Source organism: Leadbettera azotonutricia ZAS-9, assembly GCF_000214355.1.
Classification (GTDB): Bacteria; Spirochaetota; Spirochaetia; order Treponematales; family Breznakiellaceae; genus Leadbettera; species Leadbettera azotonutricia.
Window position 1 is genome coordinate 1,236,125 of record NC_015577.1, and the last position, 20,880, is coordinate 1,257,004.

General features: G+C 50.8%; 19 protein-coding genes and 1 tRNA gene. 17 read left to right on the top strand and 3 right to left on the bottom strand.

Features of this window, described 5'->3' with window-relative positions; genetic code table 11:
• Positions 1-88: 88 nt before the first annotated feature.
• From TREAZ_RS05420 to TREAZ_RS05430, 3 genes are all read right to left on the bottom strand, one after another.
• Positions 89-2,104, bottom strand: a complete 2,016-nt coding sequence (locus TREAZ_RS05420; protein ID WP_342632993.1) for a tetratricopeptide repeat protein — start codon at positions 2,102-2,104, stop codon at positions 89-91.
• Entirely contained in the window at positions 2,050-3,045 is a 996-nt protein-coding gene (gene pta / locus TREAZ_RS05425) for a phosphate acetyltransferase (RefSeq protein WP_015710808.1), read from the bottom strand. The genes TREAZ_RS05420 and pta overlap by 55 nt, the downstream gene beginning before the upstream one ends.
• 464 nt (positions 3,046-3,509) lie before the next feature.
• Complete coding sequence (locus tag TREAZ_RS05430; protein ID WP_015710811.1) at positions 3,510-4,118, bottom strand: hypothetical protein; 609 nt, start codon at positions 4,116-4,118, stop codon at positions 3,510-3,512.
• Between the two features lie 367 nt (positions 4,119-4,485).
• Between TREAZ_RS05430 and TREAZ_RS05435 the strand changes: the two genes are divergently transcribed.
• The 17 genes from TREAZ_RS05435 (at position 4,486) to TREAZ_RS05520 (ending at position 20,618) form a co-directional block, all read left to right on the top strand.
• Complete coding sequence (locus tag TREAZ_RS05435) at positions 4,486-4,851, top strand: bactofilin family protein (protein WP_015710812.1); 366 nt, start codon at positions 4,486-4,488, stop codon at positions 4,849-4,851.
• On the top strand, positions 4,848-5,471 hold the full coding sequence (locus tag TREAZ_RS05440; RefSeq protein ID WP_015710813.1) for a tetratricopeptide repeat protein: 624 nt from the start codon (positions 4,848-4,850) through the stop codon (positions 5,469-5,471). The genes TREAZ_RS05435 and TREAZ_RS05440 overlap by 4 nt, the downstream gene beginning before the upstream one ends.
• Before the next feature lie 5 nt (positions 5,472-5,476).
• Complete coding sequence (mtaB, locus tag TREAZ_RS05445; RefSeq protein ID WP_015710814.1) at positions 5,477-6,859, top strand: tRNA (N(6)-L-threonylcarbamoyladenosine(37)-C(2))-methylthiotransferase MtaB; 1,383 nt, start codon at positions 5,477-5,479, stop codon at positions 6,857-6,859.
• Between the two features lie 46 nt (positions 6,860-6,905).
• Complete coding sequence (locus TREAZ_RS05450) at positions 6,906-7,667, top strand: hypothetical protein (RefSeq protein WP_015710815.1); 762 nt, start codon at positions 6,906-6,908, stop codon at positions 7,665-7,667.
• A gap of 11 nt (positions 7,668-7,678) precedes the next feature.
• On the top strand, positions 7,679-8,842 hold the full coding sequence (locus tag TREAZ_RS05455) for a hypothetical protein (protein ID WP_015710816.1): 1,164 nt from the start codon (positions 7,679-7,681) through the stop codon (positions 8,840-8,842).
• 63 nt (positions 8,843-8,905) lie between these two features.
• Positions 8,906-8,978, top strand: a tRNA-Lys gene (locus TREAZ_RS05460).
• 369 nt (positions 8,979-9,347) lie between these two features.
• Positions 9,348-10,190: a ModD protein gene (gene modD, locus TREAZ_RS05470; protein WP_015710817.1), complete on the top strand. Its 843-nt coding sequence runs from the start codon at positions 9,348-9,350 to the stop codon at positions 10,188-10,190.
• Between the two features lie 34 nt (positions 10,191-10,224).
• The gene (locus tag TREAZ_RS05475) at positions 10,225-10,989 is read left to right on the top strand and encodes a hypothetical protein (RefSeq protein WP_015710818.1); all 765 of its coding nucleotides are present in this window, start codon (positions 10,225-10,227) and stop codon (positions 10,987-10,989) included.
• A 1-nt stretch (position 10,990) separates the two neighbouring features.
• Positions 10,991-11,788, top strand: coding sequence for a hypothetical protein (locus tag TREAZ_RS05480; RefSeq protein ID WP_015710819.1), 798 nt, complete (start codon positions 10,991-10,993; stop codon positions 11,786-11,788).
• Between the two features lie 12 nt (positions 11,789-11,800).
• Positions 11,801-13,258, top strand: coding sequence for a multicopper oxidase family protein (locus TREAZ_RS05485; RefSeq protein WP_015710820.1), 1,458 nt, complete (start codon positions 11,801-11,803; stop codon positions 13,256-13,258).
• Between the two features lie 26 nt (positions 13,259-13,284).
• Positions 13,285-14,700: a hypothetical protein gene (locus TREAZ_RS05490; RefSeq protein ID WP_015710821.1), complete on the top strand. Its 1,416-nt coding sequence runs from the start codon at positions 13,285-13,287 to the stop codon at positions 14,698-14,700.
• A 191-nt stretch (positions 14,701-14,891) separates the two neighbouring features.
• On the top strand, positions 14,892-15,581 hold the full coding sequence (locus TREAZ_RS05495; protein ID WP_148257705.1) for a hypothetical protein: 690 nt from the start codon (positions 14,892-14,894) through the stop codon (positions 15,579-15,581).
• A 72-nt stretch (positions 15,582-15,653) separates the two neighbouring features.
• Positions 15,654-16,580 (top strand): hypothetical protein, encoded by a 927-nt coding sequence (locus TREAZ_RS05500; protein ID WP_148257707.1) that lies wholly within the window; start codon positions 15,654-15,656, stop codon positions 16,578-16,580.
• A gap of 35 nt (positions 16,581-16,615) precedes the next feature.
• The gene (locus TREAZ_RS05505; RefSeq protein ID WP_169312605.1) at positions 16,616-17,722 is read left to right on the top strand and encodes an ABC transporter substrate-binding protein; all 1,107 of its coding nucleotides are present in this window, start codon (positions 16,616-16,618) and stop codon (positions 17,720-17,722) included.
• Positions 17,723-18,802, top strand: coding sequence for a FecCD family ABC transporter permease (locus tag TREAZ_RS05510; RefSeq protein ID WP_015710825.1), 1,080 nt, complete (start codon positions 17,723-17,725; stop codon positions 18,800-18,802).
• A 2-nt stretch (positions 18,803-18,804) separates the two neighbouring features.
• Positions 18,805-19,830: a FecCD family ABC transporter permease gene (locus tag TREAZ_RS05515; RefSeq protein ID WP_015710826.1), complete on the top strand. Its 1,026-nt coding sequence runs from the start codon at positions 18,805-18,807 to the stop codon at positions 19,828-19,830.
• Entirely contained in the window at positions 19,821-20,618 is a 798-nt protein-coding gene (locus TREAZ_RS05520) for an ABC transporter ATP-binding protein (RefSeq protein ID WP_015710827.1), read from the top strand. Before TREAZ_RS05515 ends, TREAZ_RS05520 begins: the two co-directional genes overlap by 10 nt.
• Positions 20,619-20,880: the final 262 nt, after the last annotated feature.

The following is a 20,880-nucleotide window of genomic DNA, read 5'->3' on the forward strand; positions in this document are numbered from 1 at the left end:
TTTCCTCCTTTTATTTATGCATTAGCAACTTTATACTAAGCTTTTTTTCAGAATTCGGCAACAGGTATTTATGAATAATATGAATTTTTCAAGCGTTTTTTCCAGTTTTTTGCTTTCGCCTTTTCTGGGCTTCCTTGTCGTAGTATTTGCCATCGCCGGGATCGCCGTTCTTCCGGGCAATCACCGCCATCCACTCGTAGGGTCTGGGATCTTTCTTGTCCAGAGCAGCCGCTTCGCGCAGGTAATCGAAGGCTTTCTCAACCTCTTTTTGCCTGAACATAAGTATGCCCAGGGCCAAAGCTATTTCGGGGGAGTTTTCAAAGAGCTCCCATGCCTTTTCCAGCACGCTTACCGCGAAATGCACCGCCCCGGTCCGCTCCAGGCAGCCGGAATACTCCACAAGAAGCTCAATGTCCTTGGGTTTTTCCCTGAGCAATGCCTTGAGGAAGACCGCGGCATCCCTATAGCGGCCTGTTTTGCGGTATGCGTAGGCCAAAACCCGCCTTAAGCTGGGATTGGAAGGCTCCCATGCCAGGAGTTTTTCAAGATCCAAAGCCGCTTCAGCGTATTTGCAGATGCGAATGAGGAAGAGGGCCCGCTCGCGCCGTATATTGAAGTTGTCAGGCCAACGTTCAAGATAGGACTTATAAGCCCCTTCAAGGGCCTCCGGATCGGTTTCTTCCTGAGCTTGTCCCAGGGCTTGACCCGAGGCCTGTCCCAGGGCTTCCAGGGCCGCGATCTTGCCCAGCCAGGCTTCCTCGTGATCGGGCTTTAGGTTGAGGGTCTTTTCGAACCAGCCCATTGCCTGGGGCAGGAGGCCGATTTTGAGGTTCGCAACCCCAAGGGCGTACATGAGTTCAGGCTCGGGCCCCAGCTTCCTAACCGCATCCTGGAGCAGGGCAAGGATCTTCTGGTCATCCTGGGAAGTGCAGGATTCGAGGAGTATGGTGAAACGCTTTATGAGGTTCTCGTCGCCCCCAAGGGATTTAGCCCCTCGCAAGGCCCGCTTCAGGGCTTTGAAATCTTTGCCCTCCCAGGACACGAGCATATCGGCATAATAGAATTCAAGCTCGTCAGGCTCGGCTTCGATAGCCCGCAAAAGATGGTTGTGGGCAGCTTCGTAGTTGCGGAGGTTCCTCATGGCTTCGGCGCAGAGGGCGTGAACCATGGGGTTGTCTTCCCTGCTGCGGAGCCAGTCCCTGGAGGCGTCCGCCGCCCTGCGCCATTCCCCTGCGTCAAGGAAGGAGCGGATCATGAAGATATCCACCAGTTCGCTGTTCCAGGGAAGCTCGGGAACATCCGGCTCCTTGAGCCTGATGCGGTCTATTTCCTTTGTGGCCTCTGCGGTATTTCCCAGGGCCATGAACACAGAAGCCCTTGACCAGCGTATGCGCCTGTCGTTGGGGGCAAATTTAAGGGCCTGGGAATAGTGCTCCAGGGCCTCGTCCATATTGCCAAGCTCCCTGGCGGCTCTGCCCAGTTCAAGCCTCAGGTACGGGCCGTCGGCCCCGCCGTTTTCCAGCACGAAGCGGAGCATCTGGGCGCCCAGGTCGTATTCCTCGTTATGGCAGAGCCTTACGCCCCGCACAAGGAGGGCGTTGAGGTAGGCCCGGTATATGCGTTTGTCGTTGGGGGCGGTTTCCACTGCCTGCTGGAATACATCAACCGCTGCCTGGGAATGCTTGGATTTGAGGTAAGCCATGCCCAGGACAGCCATCACCTGGGGATCGCCCGGATTGAATTCGAGGCTCTTCCTGAGCAGGGGCACTGCCTTGTAGGGAAGCCCCAGGGTGAGGTAGGTGCGGCCCGCAAAGAGATAGCCTTGGCTCGATCTCGGCCTCAGCTTGAGGTAATCGTCAAATACTGCCAAGGCACGGGAATAGTCTTTGAGCGCATGGAGGGATCGCCCCAAAAGAAGCCATGCCTCGGGGGGCGCCTCGGATTCGGAGATCAGCTCCCCAAGAATCTTGACCGCTTTCCGGTAGTCCCTTCTTTTCCCTGCCTCCGCAGCCAGGGCAAGCTTTTTAAGAGCCGGGGAAACCCTTTTTGCTATTTTGTCCGTGAGAGTGTAACCGCGCAGGTAACGACAATGTCGTCTACCGATGCGCCCCGTGAAAGGTCGCTTATGGGCTTTGCAAAACCCTGGAGGAAAGGCCCGAAAGCCTCTGCCTTGCCCAGACGCTGCACCAGTTTGTAGCCGATATTGCCCGCCCCAAGATTCGGGAAAATCAGGGTGTTCACCTTGCCCCTGATGGGGCTGCCCGGGGCTTTCTTGTCGGTGACCGAGGGAACCAGTGCCGCGTCCGCCTGGAGCTCGCCGTCAAAAAGGAAGTCCGGCTTTTTGTCCTTGAGGATATTCACCGCGTTCTGCACCTTGGCAACGTCATCGTGCTTTGCCGAACCCTTGGTTGAGAAGGACATGAGGGCCACTACAGGGTCCGCGCCAAGGAATTCCCTGCATGACAGGGCAGCGCTCTCGGCAATATCGGCCAATTGTTCCGCAGTAGGATCGGGCACCACTGCGCAGTCGGAAAAAATGAGCGCCCCGTCCACGCCCCAGGAAGATTCAAGGCCGGTCATGACAAAACAGGAAGAGGCGGTCTTAACCCCCGGCACTGTCCCGATAATGGTAAGGCCCGCCCTGAGCACATCGGCAGTGGGGTGCTCGGCTCCCGAAACCAGGGCATCAGCCTCGCCCAGGTACACCATCATGGCGCCCCAGCGGTTGGTATCGAGCATATCGGTTTTGGCCTGCTCCGGGGTCATGCCCTTGTGCTTCCTAAGCTCGTAGAAGGTGTTTGCGTATTTCTCCAGCTGGGGGGAACTCTCAGGGTTGATGATATTGACCCCCGAGAGGTCCACCCCCTCCTGGGCCGCTATCTTCTTCACTTCCGATTCCCTTCCCAAAAGGGTCACCAAAGAAGCCAGCTCCTCGTCCGCAATGATCCTGGCAGCCTTTATGGTCCTTGGCTCAGTCCCTTCAGGCAGCACCAGCTTCTTCTGCTTGTCCTTTGCCTTGGCCTTCATCTCTTTTATAAAATCCATTATCCGCTCCTTATTAAGGGAAATTTTTCAAGCTTTATTATAACCCTTTAGGCGGAAATTGAATAGACAGATTTGGCGCCTGGTGTTCCTGCTTGTAAAAAGGCGCCATATCATTATTTTCAGCATCCGTTGCCTCATTTTCATAATCCGTTCCTGTTTCCCATGATCCGTCTCGTGCTTTTTTATGACCCTTTGGATGAATTTCAGGATATTTCCTGTTTTACAGGATCAGGTATGATGATTTCCAGGAGACGGATCAGGTTGCTCATGTCACGGGTCGCCTTTTTATTGAAGGGTTTCATGAATTTCAAGACCTGTATCGTGTTTTTAAGGATATGTTTGGGTTTTTTTAAGAACGGTATAATCGGGTAAAGCTAAAGGGTGCTGAAAAAAAAGGGAGACCGGCACAATGTATGCCAATCTCCCCTGCCCCTGGTTATTAAGGCTCTCTATGCGGAGGAACGTTATCCTTCCGCAGTGTTCCTGAGCCCTGTCTGGCGGTGGTTGAGTTCGTCCATTATGGTACGCTTGCCCCTTTTGAAGTAGGGTCTTAGCACCTCATGCTCCGCCTCTGCGCCGGGAACCCGACGGCGGGCCGCTTCCCTGACATAGTTGTAGTAATCAACGCCATCGTGATAGGCCGCATCGCTGTCGTTGAGCATGCTGTCGGAAACGATCTTGGCAAATTGCCGGATCAGGGTCAGCAATGCCCGCTTGCGCTCAAAGTCGTCAATGGCGCCTTTGAATTCGGCCATATCCAGAAAGGTCGGCACGAATTGGGGGTTTACCCCCGCATGGCTGAAACTGGTCTGGATGAAGCCCCAGTTCTTGATCCCCGCCCCAATCAGGCGCAAGCGGTCGTGGGGGGTAAAGGTGTTGCCGAATTTTGCGAACAGGTTCATGGCCTCGGTTAACTGGGCGGTAATGCTTTCCGCCGTCTCCTGGCTGAACACGCCTCTGATCGCTTTTTCGCTGTTTGCTGCTCCAGGGCCCGTTGTTTTTTCGGCGTCCTTGGGATCCGTCCCGATTCCGGCGGCATCAACCGCCATTTTTTCTGTCAAAAAGTTTTTCATGGTTATAATATACTAAATTTTTCCCCTGAGGCAACAATTTTTCGTAATAAATTACAAAAAAAGTAAGGAAATTTTCAGCATTGCGGGCGTTTTGCGCACAATATAAGGCTTGGCGTAAATTGTTGCTAACCCCCGAGTCCAATTCCTTAAGAGAACAACATACCCCGCAGCTTGCCGCAGGGTTGTTGATTCGTGGATTTACGGACTTTCTTTGTTATACCCACGGATTACATAGATTTCACGGATTAAGGCAAAGAGATCACCTATAAAATCCATGCTAATCCGCGTAATCCATGGACTTTTTATTTATATGTGCTGGCCCTGCCAAGCCCTTGACCCTATCCCCCTGTCAGGCTAAATTCTCCTTATGACGGATGTTCACAACGACGTGCTTGAGGACGAGGATTTCGACACCATTTTGGCTCAGGATATTGAATTCCACGGGGTGCTCAATTTTGAAAAGCCCTTCCTGATCAGGGGAAGGCTTTCCGGGGATATCATTGCCCGGGGGCTTCTGGTGGTGGATGAGGAAGCGGTGGTGGAGGCCAATATCAACGCCTCCAAGGTGATTATCCGGGGGTCGGTGAAGGGGGATGTGACAGCCTCCGAGAAGGTGGAAGTGACCATTACCGGCAAGCTGTCGGGGAACGTGACAGCTCCTGAAATCTTTATGGAAACAGGCTGCCTTTTTAACGGCCGCTGCAATATGACGGAACGAAATCCAAGGATATGAGAAAGCTTCTGGCCCTCCTTTTTGCTCTGTCCTGGATATTCAGTGTCGAAGGCCAAACCAGGCCCGACGCGCTCCAGGAATACCGGGCCGGCAATTTTGAGCGGGCGGTCGCTATATGCAGGGAAGAGCTGAGGGACGCCCCTAGAAACCTTGAATCCCATGTGGTGCTTTGCTGGAGCCTTGTGCGCCTGGGCCGTTATGCCGAGGCCCAGCGTTATGCCCAGGCAGGGCGGGATATTTCCCGCTATGACGCAAGGATCATCGAAGTCCTGGGGGAGATAAGCTACTACGAGGGCAGGAACAGCGAGGCCCTTTCGTTCTTTCAGGAATACATCAATCTGGCGCCAGAGGGCCAGCGCATCGATACGGTTTATTACTTCCTCGGGGAAATCTACATACGCCTGGGGCGTTTCCGCCTTGCGGACATTGCCCTGACCACGGCGGTTCATTGGGCGCCGGGCAGCGCTGCCTGGTGGACCAGGCTGGCCTATGCCCGGGAAAATGCCCTTGATTATGGCGAGGCCGTTGCCGCCTATGAAAAGGCTCTTTCCCTGGATGCCCAGCTCAGCGATGCCCGCCGCGGGCTTGACCGGGTCCGCCAGGCCATGGCGGTGCGCTAAGCGAGATGCCTTCCGTTGCTCTTTATACCCTGGGCTGCAAACTCAACCAGCTTGAAAGCGAATCCATAGCCGATGCTTTCCGGAAGGCAGGGTTCGCCCTTATCCCCTGGGGGGAAGGCGGGGAAGAGTCGCCGGGCAAAAATTCGGCTGATATACTCATCGTAAACACCTGTACCGTAACTTCCCACTCCGAGCAGAAGGCCCGGCACGTGATACGCAAGTGTCTGCGGGACAACCCTCTGGCCATCCTCATTGTGACAGGCTGCTATGCCCAGCTCGAGGCAAAAGCCCTGGAAGCCCTGGGTAGGGAGGACAGGCAGGGCGGTAGGCTTTTTGTGATCCCCGGGGACAGCAAAAGCGCCATACTGGATCTGCCCGGCTTTTTGGCCGGGGCAGGGGAGGGGGCTTCTTATCAATCTTTGACAGAGGATTGGCTGGGCAAGGGCAGCCCCGAAAACGCCTCGTTCCGTTTTAGCCCTGCGGAGTTTTCCTTCCACTCCCGGGCCTTCGTCAAGATACAGGATGGCTGCGACAATTCCTGCGCCTATTGCAGGGTGAGCATTGCCCGGGGGAAGAGCCGGAGCCTCCCGGCCGGGGAGGCCCTGGCAAGCCTCAAGGCCCTTGAAGACAAGGGCTTTGGGGAGGCGGTGCTTACGGGGGTGAATATTTCCCAATACAAGGATGAAGCTGTCCAGGGCCTTGGGGGGCTTCTCGAATATCTCCTTGAAGGGACCAAAACCATAGCCATAAGGCTTTCTTCTATAGAACCTGAAGTTTTCCCGCCTGGCTTTATCAGGGCGATTTCCCATGAGCGGGTAAGGCCCCATTTTCATCTTTCCCTTCAGTCGGGAAGCGGGGCCGTGCTCTCCCGCATGGGGCGGCATTACACCCCTGCGGAAGCAAAGGAAGGCCTGAGGCAGCTTCGGGAAGCCAGGGACGATCCCTTCATGGCTTGTGACATTATAGCGGGCTTCCCTGGGGAGACCCCTGAAGATTTTGAAAGAACCTTCGAATTCTGCCGGGAGGCCGATTTCGCCTGGATTCATGCGTTCCCCTTTTCCCGGAGGCCCGGGACAGCGGCCTGGCATTTTAAGGGTCGGGTGAGCGAACGGGAGGCTGGGGAGAGGGCTGCCCGGCTTGAGGCCCTGGCCCGCAACGGGAAAGCTGCCTATGCCCAGCGGTGGATAGGCAGGGAGCTTGAGTTCATAGCCGAAGCCGATCAGGGCAAGACGCCGGGCTTTATGCCAGGAGTTACAGCCAATTACCTTAAGGCCCTCATCCCACTTGACGGAGAGAAGATTGAAGGGGGGGCTTCGATACGCTGTCGCATCCTGAAGGCGGCGAAGGGCGAATCACGATTTGACGTTGTGGGGATAAAAGTAATATGATATAGAGGAGGAAAATCTGTTTGAAATTTTCCAAAGGAGTTCTGGTTTGGCAAAGGTAAAAATCCCCAGGGTCTTTCCCATTCTTGGCGTGGTTTTGATATGGGGCGGGCTGTTCGTATCTTGCACAGAATTCTTCTCCACATCCCTGGCGCCCTGGGCGGCCCGGAATCCTGACAATATCATTCCCGCAGTAACTACGGGCAATGTAGATGAGCTCATTGCCATGACCGAGAACAACCCTGATATGTCCCTTGCGGTGCTTAAGAAAATCGAGGATGCGGCCAAGAATGCCACAGGAGACGCAAAAACAGCCCTGCAGACCGCTGCCCTTGAAGCCGCCGTCAATGCCACTGGCATGGGGTCGGCAGTGCTGAACAATGTTGACAAGCTGGTCACCGTTGACGAAGACAATGCCAAAAAGCTCGTCCTGGATGCCATCCATGACATGAAGAACCTGGACGCATCATGCAAAACCCTGATGGGTATACTTCCTCCCCCTCCTCCTATTACCTATCCGCCTACTCCCGATCCGGCCTTTGACGCTTTTACTGCCAATGCGAACCCTGATGAATTGGCCATGGCTGCAGCCATGCTTTTGGCGGGCGAATTGAACAAACAGGATGACCCGGAGGCATATATCAACGATTTTGATCCCAAAAACATAAACGATCCGGAATCGTCGGCAAATTTAGCTGCTGCATTGGCTCTGGTAGCTGCCATAGATTATGATACAATTGAAGACAACGGCCCCTTACGGCAACTCCTGGACGGGTTGCATCTGCTTCCCGATGACTATGTCCACCCATAAGGGAACCTGCAATGAAATTTATAGGAGTATCCATGCACCGGCCAAGCCCCGCTGTTATCCTTGCCCTGTTCATTATCTTCCCTGCCTTGCATCTTGCGGGGGATACTATTGAGCCTTTTGTGATGCCCCAGGCCCGTTTCGCCGGCCTTGGGGGGAACCATGCCGCATTGGGGGATAATTTTTACAGCCTTTTCACCAACCCCGCTTCATTTGTCGATGTTGAGGAAGAATTCAGCGCTGCCGAGTTGTCCATATCAACCTACGGGCCTGTGCTGGAGCTCATAGACCTTTTCAGGACGAATTCAAGTTCCCTGGACGGCCTGGATCTTTCGGGCATCATAGGCCCTGCGGGTTTTGCCGCCGGCTTCGAATTGGGCGGCCCTCTGGCCCTGGGATGGGTGGGCCGGGGCCTGGGGCTGGGTATTTTTAACCGCCTTAAATCCACGGCTGCGATAAGCGGGACTAAAATACGGCCCATGGTAGCCGGTGAAATACTCCTTGTCGGGGGCTATTCCTTCAGAATAATAGAAAACGGAAGCCATTTATTGGATGCGGGTTTTTTGGGGAAGGGCTTTTTCCGGGGCGACTTAAAACTGGAAGCCCCCATTTTTGATGTTGGGTCTTTTCTGGAAGACCCTACTGATCAGCCTTTTGGAACCTACCTCGGCATGGGCGTCGATCTTGGCGTCCGTTACACTTTCCGTGAAAACCTTGCCGCGGCCATAGCCTGTTATGACGTCTATTCGCCGGTCCTCGTGACCCCCTATGACTCGATTTCAGCCTTTACCGACCGCGACGGCCCGTCGGGTTCCGGATCCTCTTATGCGACCGTAAGGCGCCGCCTTGATGTGGGGATGAAGTACCGTATACGCAGCGAATTCATAGATCGCTATATTTCCCGCATTACCGTCATGGCCGACTACCGTGACATTCTTGACCTCACGTCCCTGATCCCCAGGAACCCCATCCTGAACGTGGGCCTTGGCCTTGAACTCACTGTCCTCAATGCCCTGAGCTTTCGCATGGGCATAACCGACGCCCTTCCAAGCTTCGGCTTGGGCCTGGATCTTACCTTTATGACCCTGGATTTCGCCATTCGCGGCAAGGAACTTGGCCTTGACCCGGGCATCCAGCCCGTTTACGGCCTGGATCTTAGCCTTCTTTTCCGTTATTAGAGCAATAGCCAAATCCATCGGGCTTGACTTTTCTGGTTATATTTGATAATTTGTCAAAACCCTGGGCCGCTAGCTCAGTCGGTAGAGCAACGCCCTTTTAAGGCGTGGGTCACGTGTTCGAATCCCGTGCGGCTCATTTTTGTAATTCTTTATGTTATAAGGAATTACGACAATGAAAATGGTGGTGGCTTTAGCCTCAACCACCGGAAGACCGGAGCTATTACTTCCAAACTGATGGGAAAGGTTACAGTAAAACCTTTCCAGAAGGGGGGTATGGCTAACCGGTCTTTTTATTTGTTCAAACACAAGAACGGCATATTTTACGCTGAATTTCATGATAAGGTATCTGGGGTGCGGATTGCACGTTGTCCAAAATCCCCAATACCCATACAAGACCAAGACAAACCATTTTAGTTTAAAACAAAACTGTATAAAACAAAACAAAACAGCTTGACACTGATAATAAAACCTATTATTGTCCTTGTAGCTAACCAAGGAGAAACTCGTGTTTATTACTGACGAAGAAATCGGTCGGCTTATCTCTGAGGATGTACCCTACTTTGATTTAACAAGTCATGCCTTGGGTATAGGCAGGGAAAGAGGACAAATAGAGTACTTTACCAGAGGAAATATAGTGATATGCGGAACTGAAGAAGCAGCTCGAATATTCCGGTATCTGGGCATCGAAACCAAAAACTGTACCCCGTCGGGTCAAAAAGCAGCCGCAGGCTCGGTCCTTATCACCGGGACCGGGGCAGCAGAACAGCTTCTTATGGCATGGAAGGCAGCGCAAAACATTCTGGACCACCTTTCGGGGATAGCTACCCTAACCCGGCACATGGTGGAAGAAGCGAGGAAATATAACCCCCGGATAGCCATACTTACTACCCGGAAGGGGTTCCCTGGTACCAAGAAGCTTGCAGTCAAGGCCACTCTCGCAGGCGGGGCTGTTCCCCATCGGCTGGGAATTTCCGAAACCATTTTGATATTCAAGCAGCACCTGAATTTTATTGGCGGCGCCGAGGGCCTTATCAAAAAAATGCCCGCCCTAAAGGGGGAGTGCTGCGAAAAGAAAATTCTTGTGGAAGCGGAAAGCTACGATGAAGCACGCCAATACTGCCGGGCCGGGGCCGATGGCATACAATTTGACAAGCTGCCCCCGGAAGCTTTGGGAGAAGCAGCCAAGCTGTTAAAGAAAGAATTTCCGGGGGTAACCCTGCTTGCCGCCGGGGGTATCAAACCGGAAAATGCAGGCGCGTACGTAAAAACCCAGATAGACGGCATTGTAACCACAAGCCTATTCAATGCCCCGCCTGTGGATATTGGGGTAAGGATAAACCCGGTATAAACCGGCTTATAAAAAAGGCAAAAGGAGATTGGCGATGAAACAAAGAACCGTCCGGCGGATATTTCCGTTAACCGCAGGATGTATATTCTGTCTCGCGCTGACTGCAAACCTTGCAGCAGCCCCTGCTGCAGAAAAAGCAGTCTCGTCAAACGCTATTTCATCGCCAGGCATGTTCCCCGGGAATCCCTTTATCGGAGTTTGGCAGGCAGGGGACGCTGTCTATAATTTTACTGCCGACGGTAATTTCACCACTGTAAGTACCCACTGCTGCGGGCTCCGGTTTCTGGATGAGTATTCCTACTATATTTATAAGGACACCCTCATCACCTACGGTGCATTGATGGGCGGCTCTCCTAACATAAAGCAGTATTCGTTTGCTGTCCTAAATACAGGCGCCATCAAGGTAACAAGCGGGGGTGGAACCGAATGGCTATACTCCCGGCTTTCGGAAATTCCCCACGAGCTGATAGCCAGGGAAGAAGATTTCTTTGGGTACGCACCGGAACAAAACGGGACAAACCCCTTTGCCGGGAAGTGGAATGTAGAAGCGGGGAACCTGCAGTCCCGAGGAGCAAAATCCCTGGAATTCAGGACAGACGGGACGGCCAGTATTCGATCCGGGGGAGGCCGCTCCACAGAATCCTGTTATCTGGTACGGGAAGACGGCCTTGCCTTAATTACCCTAAAGGGCAAAACACCGCTTATACAGGAATACACTTTTGAAGCGCAAAAAGAAGGCATTACGGTAAACGAAAAAGAAACCGGCCTTTTATGGGCTTTTCTTAAAAAGGGAAACTAGAATGAAAAAGGATCCTGCTCATTTCCACACTGTTTTGGGACTTTGCCTGATAAGCCTTGCCGCCTGTTATAGCGAACCGGAAATAAAAAACGATTCCCATACGTTCCTGACAAATCCTTTTATCGGAAGATGGCAAACGGGAAGCGAATATTACGAATTTAGGGAAGACGGAACAGGGGGGGTATCCTCAAATTTGAACGGGCCTTTTGCAAATGATTTCAGTTATTTTATCTGGTATGGACAGGGACTGGGTAATTTACCAAAGCATAATACCCTGATTACCGCCGGGGGAGATACCACCACTGCCGGGAATGCAGAGATAAAACAATTTGCTTTTTTGGTTAATTCCAATGGAACCATTACCTGTACCCCCCAGATTTTGACGCCCGCTGCCAATGGGTCCTTTACCATTGCCCCTGATAGCGCCGCTGCGGCGGTATTTAATCCTCTGGGAAGCGCCGCAAATAAATCTTTCGCCTTGCATAATCCCTTTATCGGGGAATGGCATGCGGCATGGAATGGTTCTGAACACGAAGGCAGTGACAGTACCTGGTCGTATCAATTCAGGGCCGATGGAACGGTAAAAACGTATCACCATGGCCTGCATCAATTTGAAAACGGGTACCTCGTCCGTGGGCAGGTTCTGGTAATACTGGGCGAATGGCGTTTTAACGATAACTTTGGTTACATATCTTCCACCTTTACGATACATGATAACGGCAATATCAGCAGCGATGAACAGGATCATGGCGGATTGCATTGGGATTTTACGCGGGTTGATACCGCAGAATGGAAATAGGGAGGAATAAAAATGAAAACGAAGATTAATTTATGGAAAAACTGGTGCTATTCCTTTTGGGTAGTGATAGCCCTGTCGGCCCTGCTGTCAATTATTTCCTGTGGGGAAGCAGGCGGCGGAAACGATGAGGTTTATGATGAACCCAAAACTGTCATTAATCCTTTTAATATTTTGTCCTATGAACCTAAAACCAACTATAGCATTGATATTACAAGCGATGAAATCGCATTAAGAACGATAGGACAAAAAACCAGGGTGTCTCGATATGAAACTGGACTCCCCGGCGGCATGATTATTGTTCCCCGGAACCAGGAGCTGAATTTTCATGTTACAAATCATGATGTGGACTCAACAAGTCTCCACTGGCATGGCCTAAGGGTCCCTTATGACCAGGACGGTCCCGGTAAAATGATTGATAAGAATAATGCGGCTGATTTTACTTTTACCCTGAATATGACTGGAACCCACTGGTACCATCCCCACATGCGGCCAATTTTGCCCCAGCTTAACGCTGGCCTGTATGCGCCTTTTATTGTGAAGGAAGATTATGACAGCAAGTATGCCGGTGATTATGTGCTTACCCTTGATGACTGGTATCTTGGATCGGACAATCAACTTGACAGCGGCAGCGACTCCCACGGAAGTATGGATGTAACGGGCTCCCTGGAAACAGTGAATAAACAACGAGGATCGGACATTTATCCCATTACGTTAAAACAGGGGGAAATCGTCAAGCTGCGTTTTATTAATGCATCAACCTCCCAATATCACACCATATCAATGGAGGGGCATACATTCCGTGTTACCCATTTGGATGGACATTATTTGCAGGATCCCTATACGGTGAACAATTTCAGGCTCGCAGCAGGAGAACGGGTCGATGTGGAATTGAAGGGGATAAAGAATAGCGGAACCTATTATATCAGAAACGGACGAAGTTATGGTATCCGTATTCCTGTTATCTATGAGGGAATAGGGGAAGAAATGGAATCTCCTTTTGTACCCGGCCCATCCGAAGCATTTCCGAATATTGAAAGCCAGCCGGTGGATCATGAGTACCATCTTAATTCCGGAATGAACGGCGGAAGCGGGGGGCATGAAGGCGGCGGTTCCATGCTCATGGAATGGTACATCAATAATGTGGCTTATCTTGACGGGAGTGAACCCATAGATATTCAGACTGTTAGCGTTGACACGGTGTATAAATTCCGGTTTATTAACGAAGAAGGATCTGGCATGATGCATTCCACGGTTTACCATCCCATGCATTTACATGGGGGACATTTTCAGGTGGTATCCCTGAATGGCACACCGCCGCCCCGGGAAACATTCAAAGACACACAGGAAATTCCTCCGCTTCAATATGTTGATATTGCGGTCAAATTTTACAATCCCGGCGATTGGATGCTCCATTGCCACATAATCGATCATGAAGATAACGGTATGTTGACCATTATCCATGCAGAATAATTTTTTTCATAAAAAGGAGAAGAAAAATGAAAAGAAACAGTAAAATGCGGGGCGGAATCATAGCCATTGCTATAGCCGCCATCACAATTGTCCTGGGTTGTTCCCAGCCGAACGGGGATGACGAAGGAGGAGGGATTATCGGATTCACCTTCACGGCAGCTTCAGGTTTGAAGTTGGGGAGTCCCAATACATCTATAGGCGCCGTGGCCGGAACCTTTAGCATTGCATCGTGGATATCCGCTCCGTATACCTATGCCCTGGTGGCCGGGAGCGGCGGCAATGACGTGGACAACGCAAAATTTGAGATCGAAAATGAAAAATTAAAGATCAAGACTGTATTGCAGGTTGCAAAGGTATACAAGGTATATCTACAGGTTAGTGACAGCGAGGGGAAAAATTTTTCCAAGGGCGTAGAGTTCAGTATAGCCGGCAGTATCACCGGTGTACCGGCAGAGTGGTATATGGGAGTTCCTCTTGATTTAACGAGTGTTGTAGTGAATCTTCCGGAAGCGCCCGATAAAACAGCGGCGGATATTGTATGGGCCAGGAATAGCGCTGGCGCGGATTTTGCGGCCGAAACAGGGATCTACGAAGATCATGTGTTTTATCCTGAAACCTTCGGCAGTACCACCCTCTGGGCGATCGTCGCTGATGGAGATGGAAAAGATGATAACCATAGCGAGTCATTTACGGTAAATTTTCTTTTTCCCCCAAATCCCTTTATCGGATCATGGACCGGCAGTGACAGTGCAGTATGGACCTTCAAAACAAACGGGACCTTTGGCAGAGATGCCGTTGCCGATTATGGCAGTTTTGCGGTATGGAGCGGAGCCCAAAACCGTAAATTCATGATTGCCGTTACCGGAGACCCCGATGAAATTACCGTAACAAATGTTACCCAAGCGTACTATTCAACTAGCGAAGAAGCAAAGGGGGCGTATCAGGCATACTCCTATGAATTGGGCAATAATTTTATTAAAATAACTCCCATAACCTTTGAATATGACGCAGCTAATAAACAGGATGCCATGCTGTTTGAGAGTTCCGGAGCTCCTATTACCCTTACCCGGATAAGCGGTGAACCGGCGCCCCTTGATTTATCGGGGAGCGTGCAGTATGGTGATTGGAAGGGGGGGTTTAGCGAAAATCCCTTCACTGAACCACACGCCCCAATAACCAGTAGTCCGGGTCTCCACTATTATGCAAACGGAAGCGTCAGGCAGAATTATGACGGCGCATGGCTAAACCGTGGCGCTGTCCACGCCATCGTTGGAGCGGCAGGCAGGCGCTGGGACCCGCCTGTTGTAAGTTCCAGGGACACAATTCACGACACAAGCGGCGGAGAGATAGTCATAATACATGAGTATCGGCCTGAGAAAGGCGGACCCTTCTCTCGGGGTACCAGTGCCAACTTATACTGGAATATACAGAAGGTACAGTAGAAAAGGAAAAATGGAACCGGGTGGACAAAAGTTCCATCCGGTTCCATTATAACAGGGCGACTAATTTTTTGGAGACTGCTATGAAAATGAAAAAACCATTTGGAAATTGCCTAAAGAGAAACCTTATCCTCCGCTTTTACAGGGAAGGTATCCGGTGGCGGCTTCCGGTACTTATCTGTTGCGCTATACTGTTGGCTTCTTGCGCCAACGGGACTAATCCTGATGCCGGACTTGGCGATGACGACAGCGTTCCTTTACTCAATGCTTCCATCGCCGCTGTACCCTATGCAGAAAATGGTCCGGATCTTGGACAACTTCAGGGCTGGCAATGGGCAAAAGAGGGAACGGATTTTAAATGGATTTTCAAGAACGACGGAACAATTTGGGTCATTCATTGTTGCGGAGAACTGTATAAAAACCAGTTTAGCTATCTAATAAGCGGAAATGTTCTTATCACCTATGGAACCGAGACAGAAAAAGCTGATGAACTTATCGTATCAACTTTTACAATGGCAAGTGACAGCACTTCCTTTACCAGAACAGATGGTCTTGGCTTTGTCCGGGGAAATGCGGAGACCGCTGATACAGGCAATTTTCCGTCGCTGGTGTTGAAAAATGATTTTATCGGAAAGTGGCTGATGAACGATGGTTCAATATATCTATTCTCAAATGCTGGTGAGCTTACGATAACTTCTCCATCGGGTACGGAGGAGAGCTGCGCATACTTTATACGGGACAACCAATTACTTACCCTTGGCCCTTTGAGCGATGGAACAAAAGTACCATTACGGCAGTACAGGTTCCAAAGGGGCAGCGGCAAAATAACACTGCGTAATGCCGCCGATAGCGGTAAATTTATCCTTACCCCGTTTGTTGAATAAATCCGCTCGTTATAAATGAGTATGAATTTTATAATGCATAAAAGACTCTTGTCTTTTTGCTTTATTGTTTTTATGGCGGCCCAAACCATCCAGGCCCTGCCGTATATTCCCGGATGTCCTCTTCATGAAAGCTGTGTCCGCGCCTTGAGGAATGAACAGAGGAACAGGCGGCGGACCCTTAAGAACCAGGATCTGAATGATTTAGGCGCAACGGCGGGACATAACCTGAATATTGGCATTATCGCGGGTTTTGATGATCTGGCGAATAAATCAAGAACTCCTGTTTTTACTTTAAAACCTTCACTGGCGTATTTTGGCAGTTTTGGTAATTTTGATCTCTATGCAGGGGCCTTTTATACTTTTTTGTTTGATGATCCTCTGGGACAAAAAGGAGGGCTGCAGGAAACGCTGGGATATAATTTTTTCCCCGGAGATTCTTTCACAATCACGGTCGCTCTTGATAATGACAACCAGCTTAACATATCTCCCGGAGAACCAGCCTTCGCTTTTGCTTCGGCAGAACCCGGCATTTCGTTTACCATGGATTTGAAGCATGGAGAATTCTCCGCCGCCGCAGGCTTGCCCATAGACTATTCGGCCTTTTTAAATGCCAAAACCGAAGCCGCCCGTGAAATCGCCATTGATTCCTATTTTACCCTGGGGTATACCTTTCCCTTCGGTCTCGGCATATCAACAACTTCCCGTATATGGGTCCGCCCGGATCTTGAATACGGAGAAACAGAACTAAACCTGATCTATGGGGCAAAATCATTTTACGGATCTTTTACAGTAACTGCCGATGACCGCTTCAAACTCTGGTCGCTTGAACCGTACCTGGCCTATACAGTTAAACAGGTAACTTTTTCGGCTTCTGTCCTGTTTGAAAATATCGGCGGCGCCGGAACAGGCAGCCCTGTAGTGGATACAGAAATCGGCGCAGACCGGATTGCCATCACCCCATCCATCGGGGTACGGTACCGGTTTGGAGAAAGGCTGTGATTAAACGCATGATGGTAAAAAAATATATCCTCGGTATGATTCTGATCATACTCTTGGGCGTGCCTCTTTTTGCCAGGGGATCAGCTCAAGGCATTCGGCAGCCTTTGCCCTCGCGTCCCGAGATCCCGCCGGGATGGAAGCCTTTTACCATTATTGATATGGGAGGCAGGGAAGCGCTTATCGAAAGGCCGGTACAAAGGGTATATGCCATAAATCTCATTGGCGATACTTTTATCCGAGCCATAGACATAAGCAAAGCTGCAGGCTGGGCCAATCCTTATACCAGGGATGAAAAAAGATATATGGGTAAATACGCTCAACTCCCCATGTTGGGAGGATGGATGGGATCAAGCCCCACCGCCAACCTTGAGGAACTGGTCAAGGCCGATATTGATGTGATTTTTGTTACCGCCGCGGCCCTAAAAATAGGACCAGCGGAACATTCCATGGCGGATACTATTCAGAGCCAGACCGGAATAACTACGGTGCTCATATCCAATAACCTTTATGATACGGGAAACGCTTTGAGGCTTATGGGAAAGGTGATGGAGCTGGAAGAAAGAGGAGAGCTGCTGGCCGCCTACTGCGATACCGAACTTGCTAAAATGGAAACAGCTCTGGCAAAAATAAGCGAAAAGGAACGGAAGCGTATCTATTATGCCGAGGGCATCCAGGGGCTGCACACGGACCCCTCGGGTTCTTCTCACGCCCAGATTTTTGATTTTATGAGGGCTATCAATGTGGCGGATGTGGAGGAATTTACGGGTAATGGCATGCATGGCCAGGGGGCAGTATCTCTTGAGCAGGTTATCGCCTGGGACCCGGAGATTATTTTGCGGAACACTACCATGACGCAGGCAAATCCTTCTGCCGCAGTACAGGCCATCCTGCAAAACCCTGACTGGGCGGGGATTAAGGCAGTAAAAGAACGGAAAGTTTATCTTACCCCCCTTCTGCCGACTAACTGGGTAGACCGGCCGCCTTCGATCAACCGTATTCTTGGGATGAAGTGGCTGGCCAACCTTTTTTATCCTGATCATTTCTCCTTTGATATGAGAAGCGAAGCAAAAGAATATTTCCGCCTCTTTTATAATCTTGAATTAAACAATGAAGAGCTGGATCATATTTTAGGAAATAATTAATTGCACCATATTCCCATTGAAGGCATCCCGTCCCGCAATCCGGTTTTGCCGGGATCGGGAATAGCAGGACTGGTATACCGCAGACGAGCCTGTTTTTTAACTGTCCTCCTTATTCCTGCTGCCGTTATAGTATTTCTGCTTTCAGTTGCATCAGGCCGCTATGCTATACCCTTGGGAGAAATCTTCTCGGTGATCGCAGGCAGGGGGGAGGGTATTTCTCGCCGGATTAGTGCCATAGTGCTTAATGTGCGGATTCCCCGGGGGGCCGCAGCCCTGCTCGCAGGAATGGGGCTTTCAGCTTCCGGCGCCGCATACCAAAGCCTTTTCCGCAATCCCATGGCATCTCCGGATATTTTGGGCGCTGCAGCGGGGGCCTCTTTCGGGGCGGCGTTGGGCATACTTATTAATCAGGGGAACGCGGCCATTCAGTTTCTTGCCTTTGTCGGTGGAATTGCCGCAGTGGGTTTGACCTGCCTCATTAACGGCATAGTAAACCGGAGGCAGCCAGGGCTTATCATGCTGCTCCTTTCGGGAATGGCGGTAGGCGGTCTTTTTACTGCACTGGTATCGGTAGTAAAATATTTTGCCGATCCTGACAATCAGCTTCCGGCCCTTACCTTCTGGCTTATGGGAGGCCTTGCGGGAGTGGAAGGCGGACAGGTCCGCACCGCAGGCATAATCATAGTGCTCTGTCTTTTGATTATGCATTTTAAGCGCTGGACGCTGAATCTGCTCTCCTTTGAAGATGATGAAAGTCAATCCATGGGGGTTTCCCTCAGACGGGAACAGGGTATAGTCATAATCCTTTCTACCCTGCTCTGTTCGGCTTCTATTTCTCTCTGCGGTCCTGTTGGATGGGTAGGGCTTCTTGTTCCACATACCGCCCGGATGCTGGCTGGTTCCAATAATCGGGATATGTTTCCCCTGGCGGTCCTTTTGGGAGGTATATACATGATGATTATGGATGATATTGCCCGGAACGCCGCAATGGTGGAAATCCCCCTGGGGATATTAACCGCCCTCATCGGGGCTCCCTTTTTTATCGTTCTCCTTTTTAGGGGAAATTATTTTAAGGAATAAAAGTGAAGGAAATAAAAGCTGTAACCGGCCGCAGGAAAAATCTGCTTATGGCATTGCTCATGATCCTCCCCTTGGGAGCAGCGGTTTTTTCCCTTTTCATCGGAAGGTATCATATTACCCCTGAAGAGTTTGCCAGGGCTATAGCAGCTTTTATAAATTCCGGGATAAATACCAACAACGCCGAAACGGTAATCTTTAAGGTACGGTTCCCCCGGATTATCGCCGCTGCCCTTGCCGGGGGGAGCCTTGCCGCTGCGGGATTGGCCTATCAGATCGTATTCCGCAATCCCCTTGCCTCGCCGGATGTACTTGGCGCTTCCGCAGGGGCAGGCTTCGGAGCCTGTATTGCCATCATCGCGGGCGCATCTCCCCTGGTAATTCAGGGAACGGCTTTTCTGTCGGGCCTTGCAGCGGTAGGCTTAACCTGTCTTATCTGCGGCAGACTGGGCCGTGGCGAGGCGGTGCTATACATCCTTGCAGGAATGGTGATCAACGCGGTCTTTCATGCAGGCATAGGTTTGGTTAAATATACTGCCGATCCCTACAGCCAGCTTCAGACCATCACCTTTTGGCTTATGGGCAGCATGACCCTGATAGAACTATCCCAACTGCCCATTCTGGCCCTGGGAACAGTAATAGGCATGATTCCCTTAATCCTTTTCCGCTGGAAACTCAACCTCCTCAGCTTTGATGATACTGAATCTTCAAGTTTGGGATTGGACACTGTCCCTTTCCGGCTGCTCATTATTGCTGCCTCTACCCTCCTCTGTTCAGTTGCAACAGCAACTTGCGGCATGGTGGGTTGGGTGGGGCTCATGGTACCTCACATTGCCCGCAGCTTGACCGGGGCCAATACCCGGTATCTTCTTCCTGCTTCCTTTTTAATTGGCAGTGCATACTTAATATTTATCGATGACATTGCCCGGATTATGCTCTCCATCGAATTACCTCTGGGGGTGCTTACTGCCATTATAGGCGTACCGGTATTCATCGTCTTGCTGGTGAAGGGACAGGGCAAATGGAAATAAAGCAAAACAGCATAGAGGCAAAAAATCTTGCCTGCGGATATGGGGGTAAGGCTGTTATAACTGAACTTGATTTTGTTCTTAACCGGGGAGAAATTCTTTGCATACTGGGACCCAATGGATCTGGAAAAACGACTCTCTTCAAAACCCTTCTGGGTTTTTTACCTCCTTTGAATGGAGAGATTCTTGCAGGCGGAGAGAACATAAAAACATGGTCCCGAAAAAAACTGGCCGAAAAAATTGCCTATGTACCCCAGGCGCACACCCCCCCCTTCCCCTATACAGTGGAAGATGTAATCCTTATGGGCAGGACTGTCCGTTTTGACAATCACCGAAACCCCCAAAAAAAGGATTATGAAAAGGCTGATGAGATTATGTCACTGTTGGGGATAGGGGATTTCAAATACCGGCTCTATACGCAAATAAGCGGCGGCGAGCGGCAGCTTGTCCTGATTGCACGGGCGCTGGCGCAGGAACCGGAATTTCTCATCATGGATGAGCCGGCATCCAGCCTGGATTTTGGCAACCAGATGCGGCTTCTCAAACATATTATCAGCCTTAAAGAAACCGGGGCAGGCATCCTGATGACAAGCCACCACCCGGATCATGTTTTTCTTTGTGCCTCACGGGTCATGTTAATCAGAGAAGGCAAATCTTTCGCCGCAGGAACCTGTGATAAAGTACTGACTGAAGAAAACCTCAAGGCCGTCTATGGTATCGACATCAAGGTTATAAGTACCGCCGCCGGGGATGGCAGAATCATTCGATCCTGTATTGCCGATTTTTCGTAAGGGAATATCAAATCCGTTCTTTATTCCGGAGAAGAGAAGATATATACACCAAACAATCTGTAGTGTCGTCTTTGGATATATTTCTATAACTGTTTATTGTGCTTTTATAATATTCAACTGTTGATTCTGGTCCCATCCCGCCTAAAATGCCTATGGATGTCAATAATACACGGGAGGTGTAATTTCATCCAGCTCCGTGCTTGCCTGATCCAGCAAGGAATGAATTTTTTCGAGCCGGGTTTCAATACACGGCCCCAAAAAT

Coding starts and splice junctions, on each gene's coding strand:
- pta (WP_015710808.1), bottom strand. CDS start 3,045: ATGGATTTTATAAAAGAGATGAAGGCCAAGGCAAAGGACAAGCAGAAG.
- TREAZ_RS05430 (WP_015710811.1), bottom strand. CDS start 4,118: ATGAAAAACTTTTTGACAGAAAAAATGGCGGTTGATGCCGCCGGAATC.
- TREAZ_RS05435 (WP_015710812.1), top strand. CDS start 4,486: ATGACGGATGTTCACAACGACGTGCTTGAGGACGAGGATTTCGACACC.
- TREAZ_RS05440 (WP_015710813.1), top strand. CDS start 4,848: ATGAGAAAGCTTCTGGCCCTCCTTTTTGCTCTGTCCTGGATATTCAGT.
- mtaB (WP_015710814.1), top strand. CDS start 5,477: ATGCCTTCCGTTGCTCTTTATACCCTGGGCTGCAAACTCAACCAGCTT.
- TREAZ_RS05455 (WP_015710816.1), top strand. CDS start 7,679: ATGAAATTTATAGGAGTATCCATGCACCGGCCAAGCCCCGCTGTTATC.
- TREAZ_RS05475 (WP_015710818.1), top strand. CDS start 10,225: ATGAAACAAAGAACCGTCCGGCGGATATTTCCGTTAACCGCAGGATGT.
- TREAZ_RS05480 (WP_015710819.1), top strand. CDS start 10,991: ATGAAAAAGGATCCTGCTCATTTCCACACTGTTTTGGGACTTTGCCTG.
- TREAZ_RS05485 (WP_015710820.1), top strand. CDS start 11,801: ATGAAAACGAAGATTAATTTATGGAAAAACTGGTGCTATTCCTTTTGG.
- TREAZ_RS05490 (WP_015710821.1), top strand. CDS start 13,285: ATGAAAAGAAACAGTAAAATGCGGGGCGGAATCATAGCCATTGCTATA.
- TREAZ_RS05500 (WP_148257707.1), top strand. CDS start 15,654: ATGGCGGCCCAAACCATCCAGGCCCTGCCGTATATTCCCGGATGTCCT.
- TREAZ_RS05505 (WP_169312605.1), top strand. CDS start 16,616: ATGATTCTGATCATACTCTTGGGCGTGCCTCTTTTTGCCAGGGGATCA.
- TREAZ_RS05520 (WP_015710827.1), top strand. CDS start 19,821: ATGGAAATAAAGCAAAACAGCATAGAGGCAAAAAATCTTGCCTGCGGA.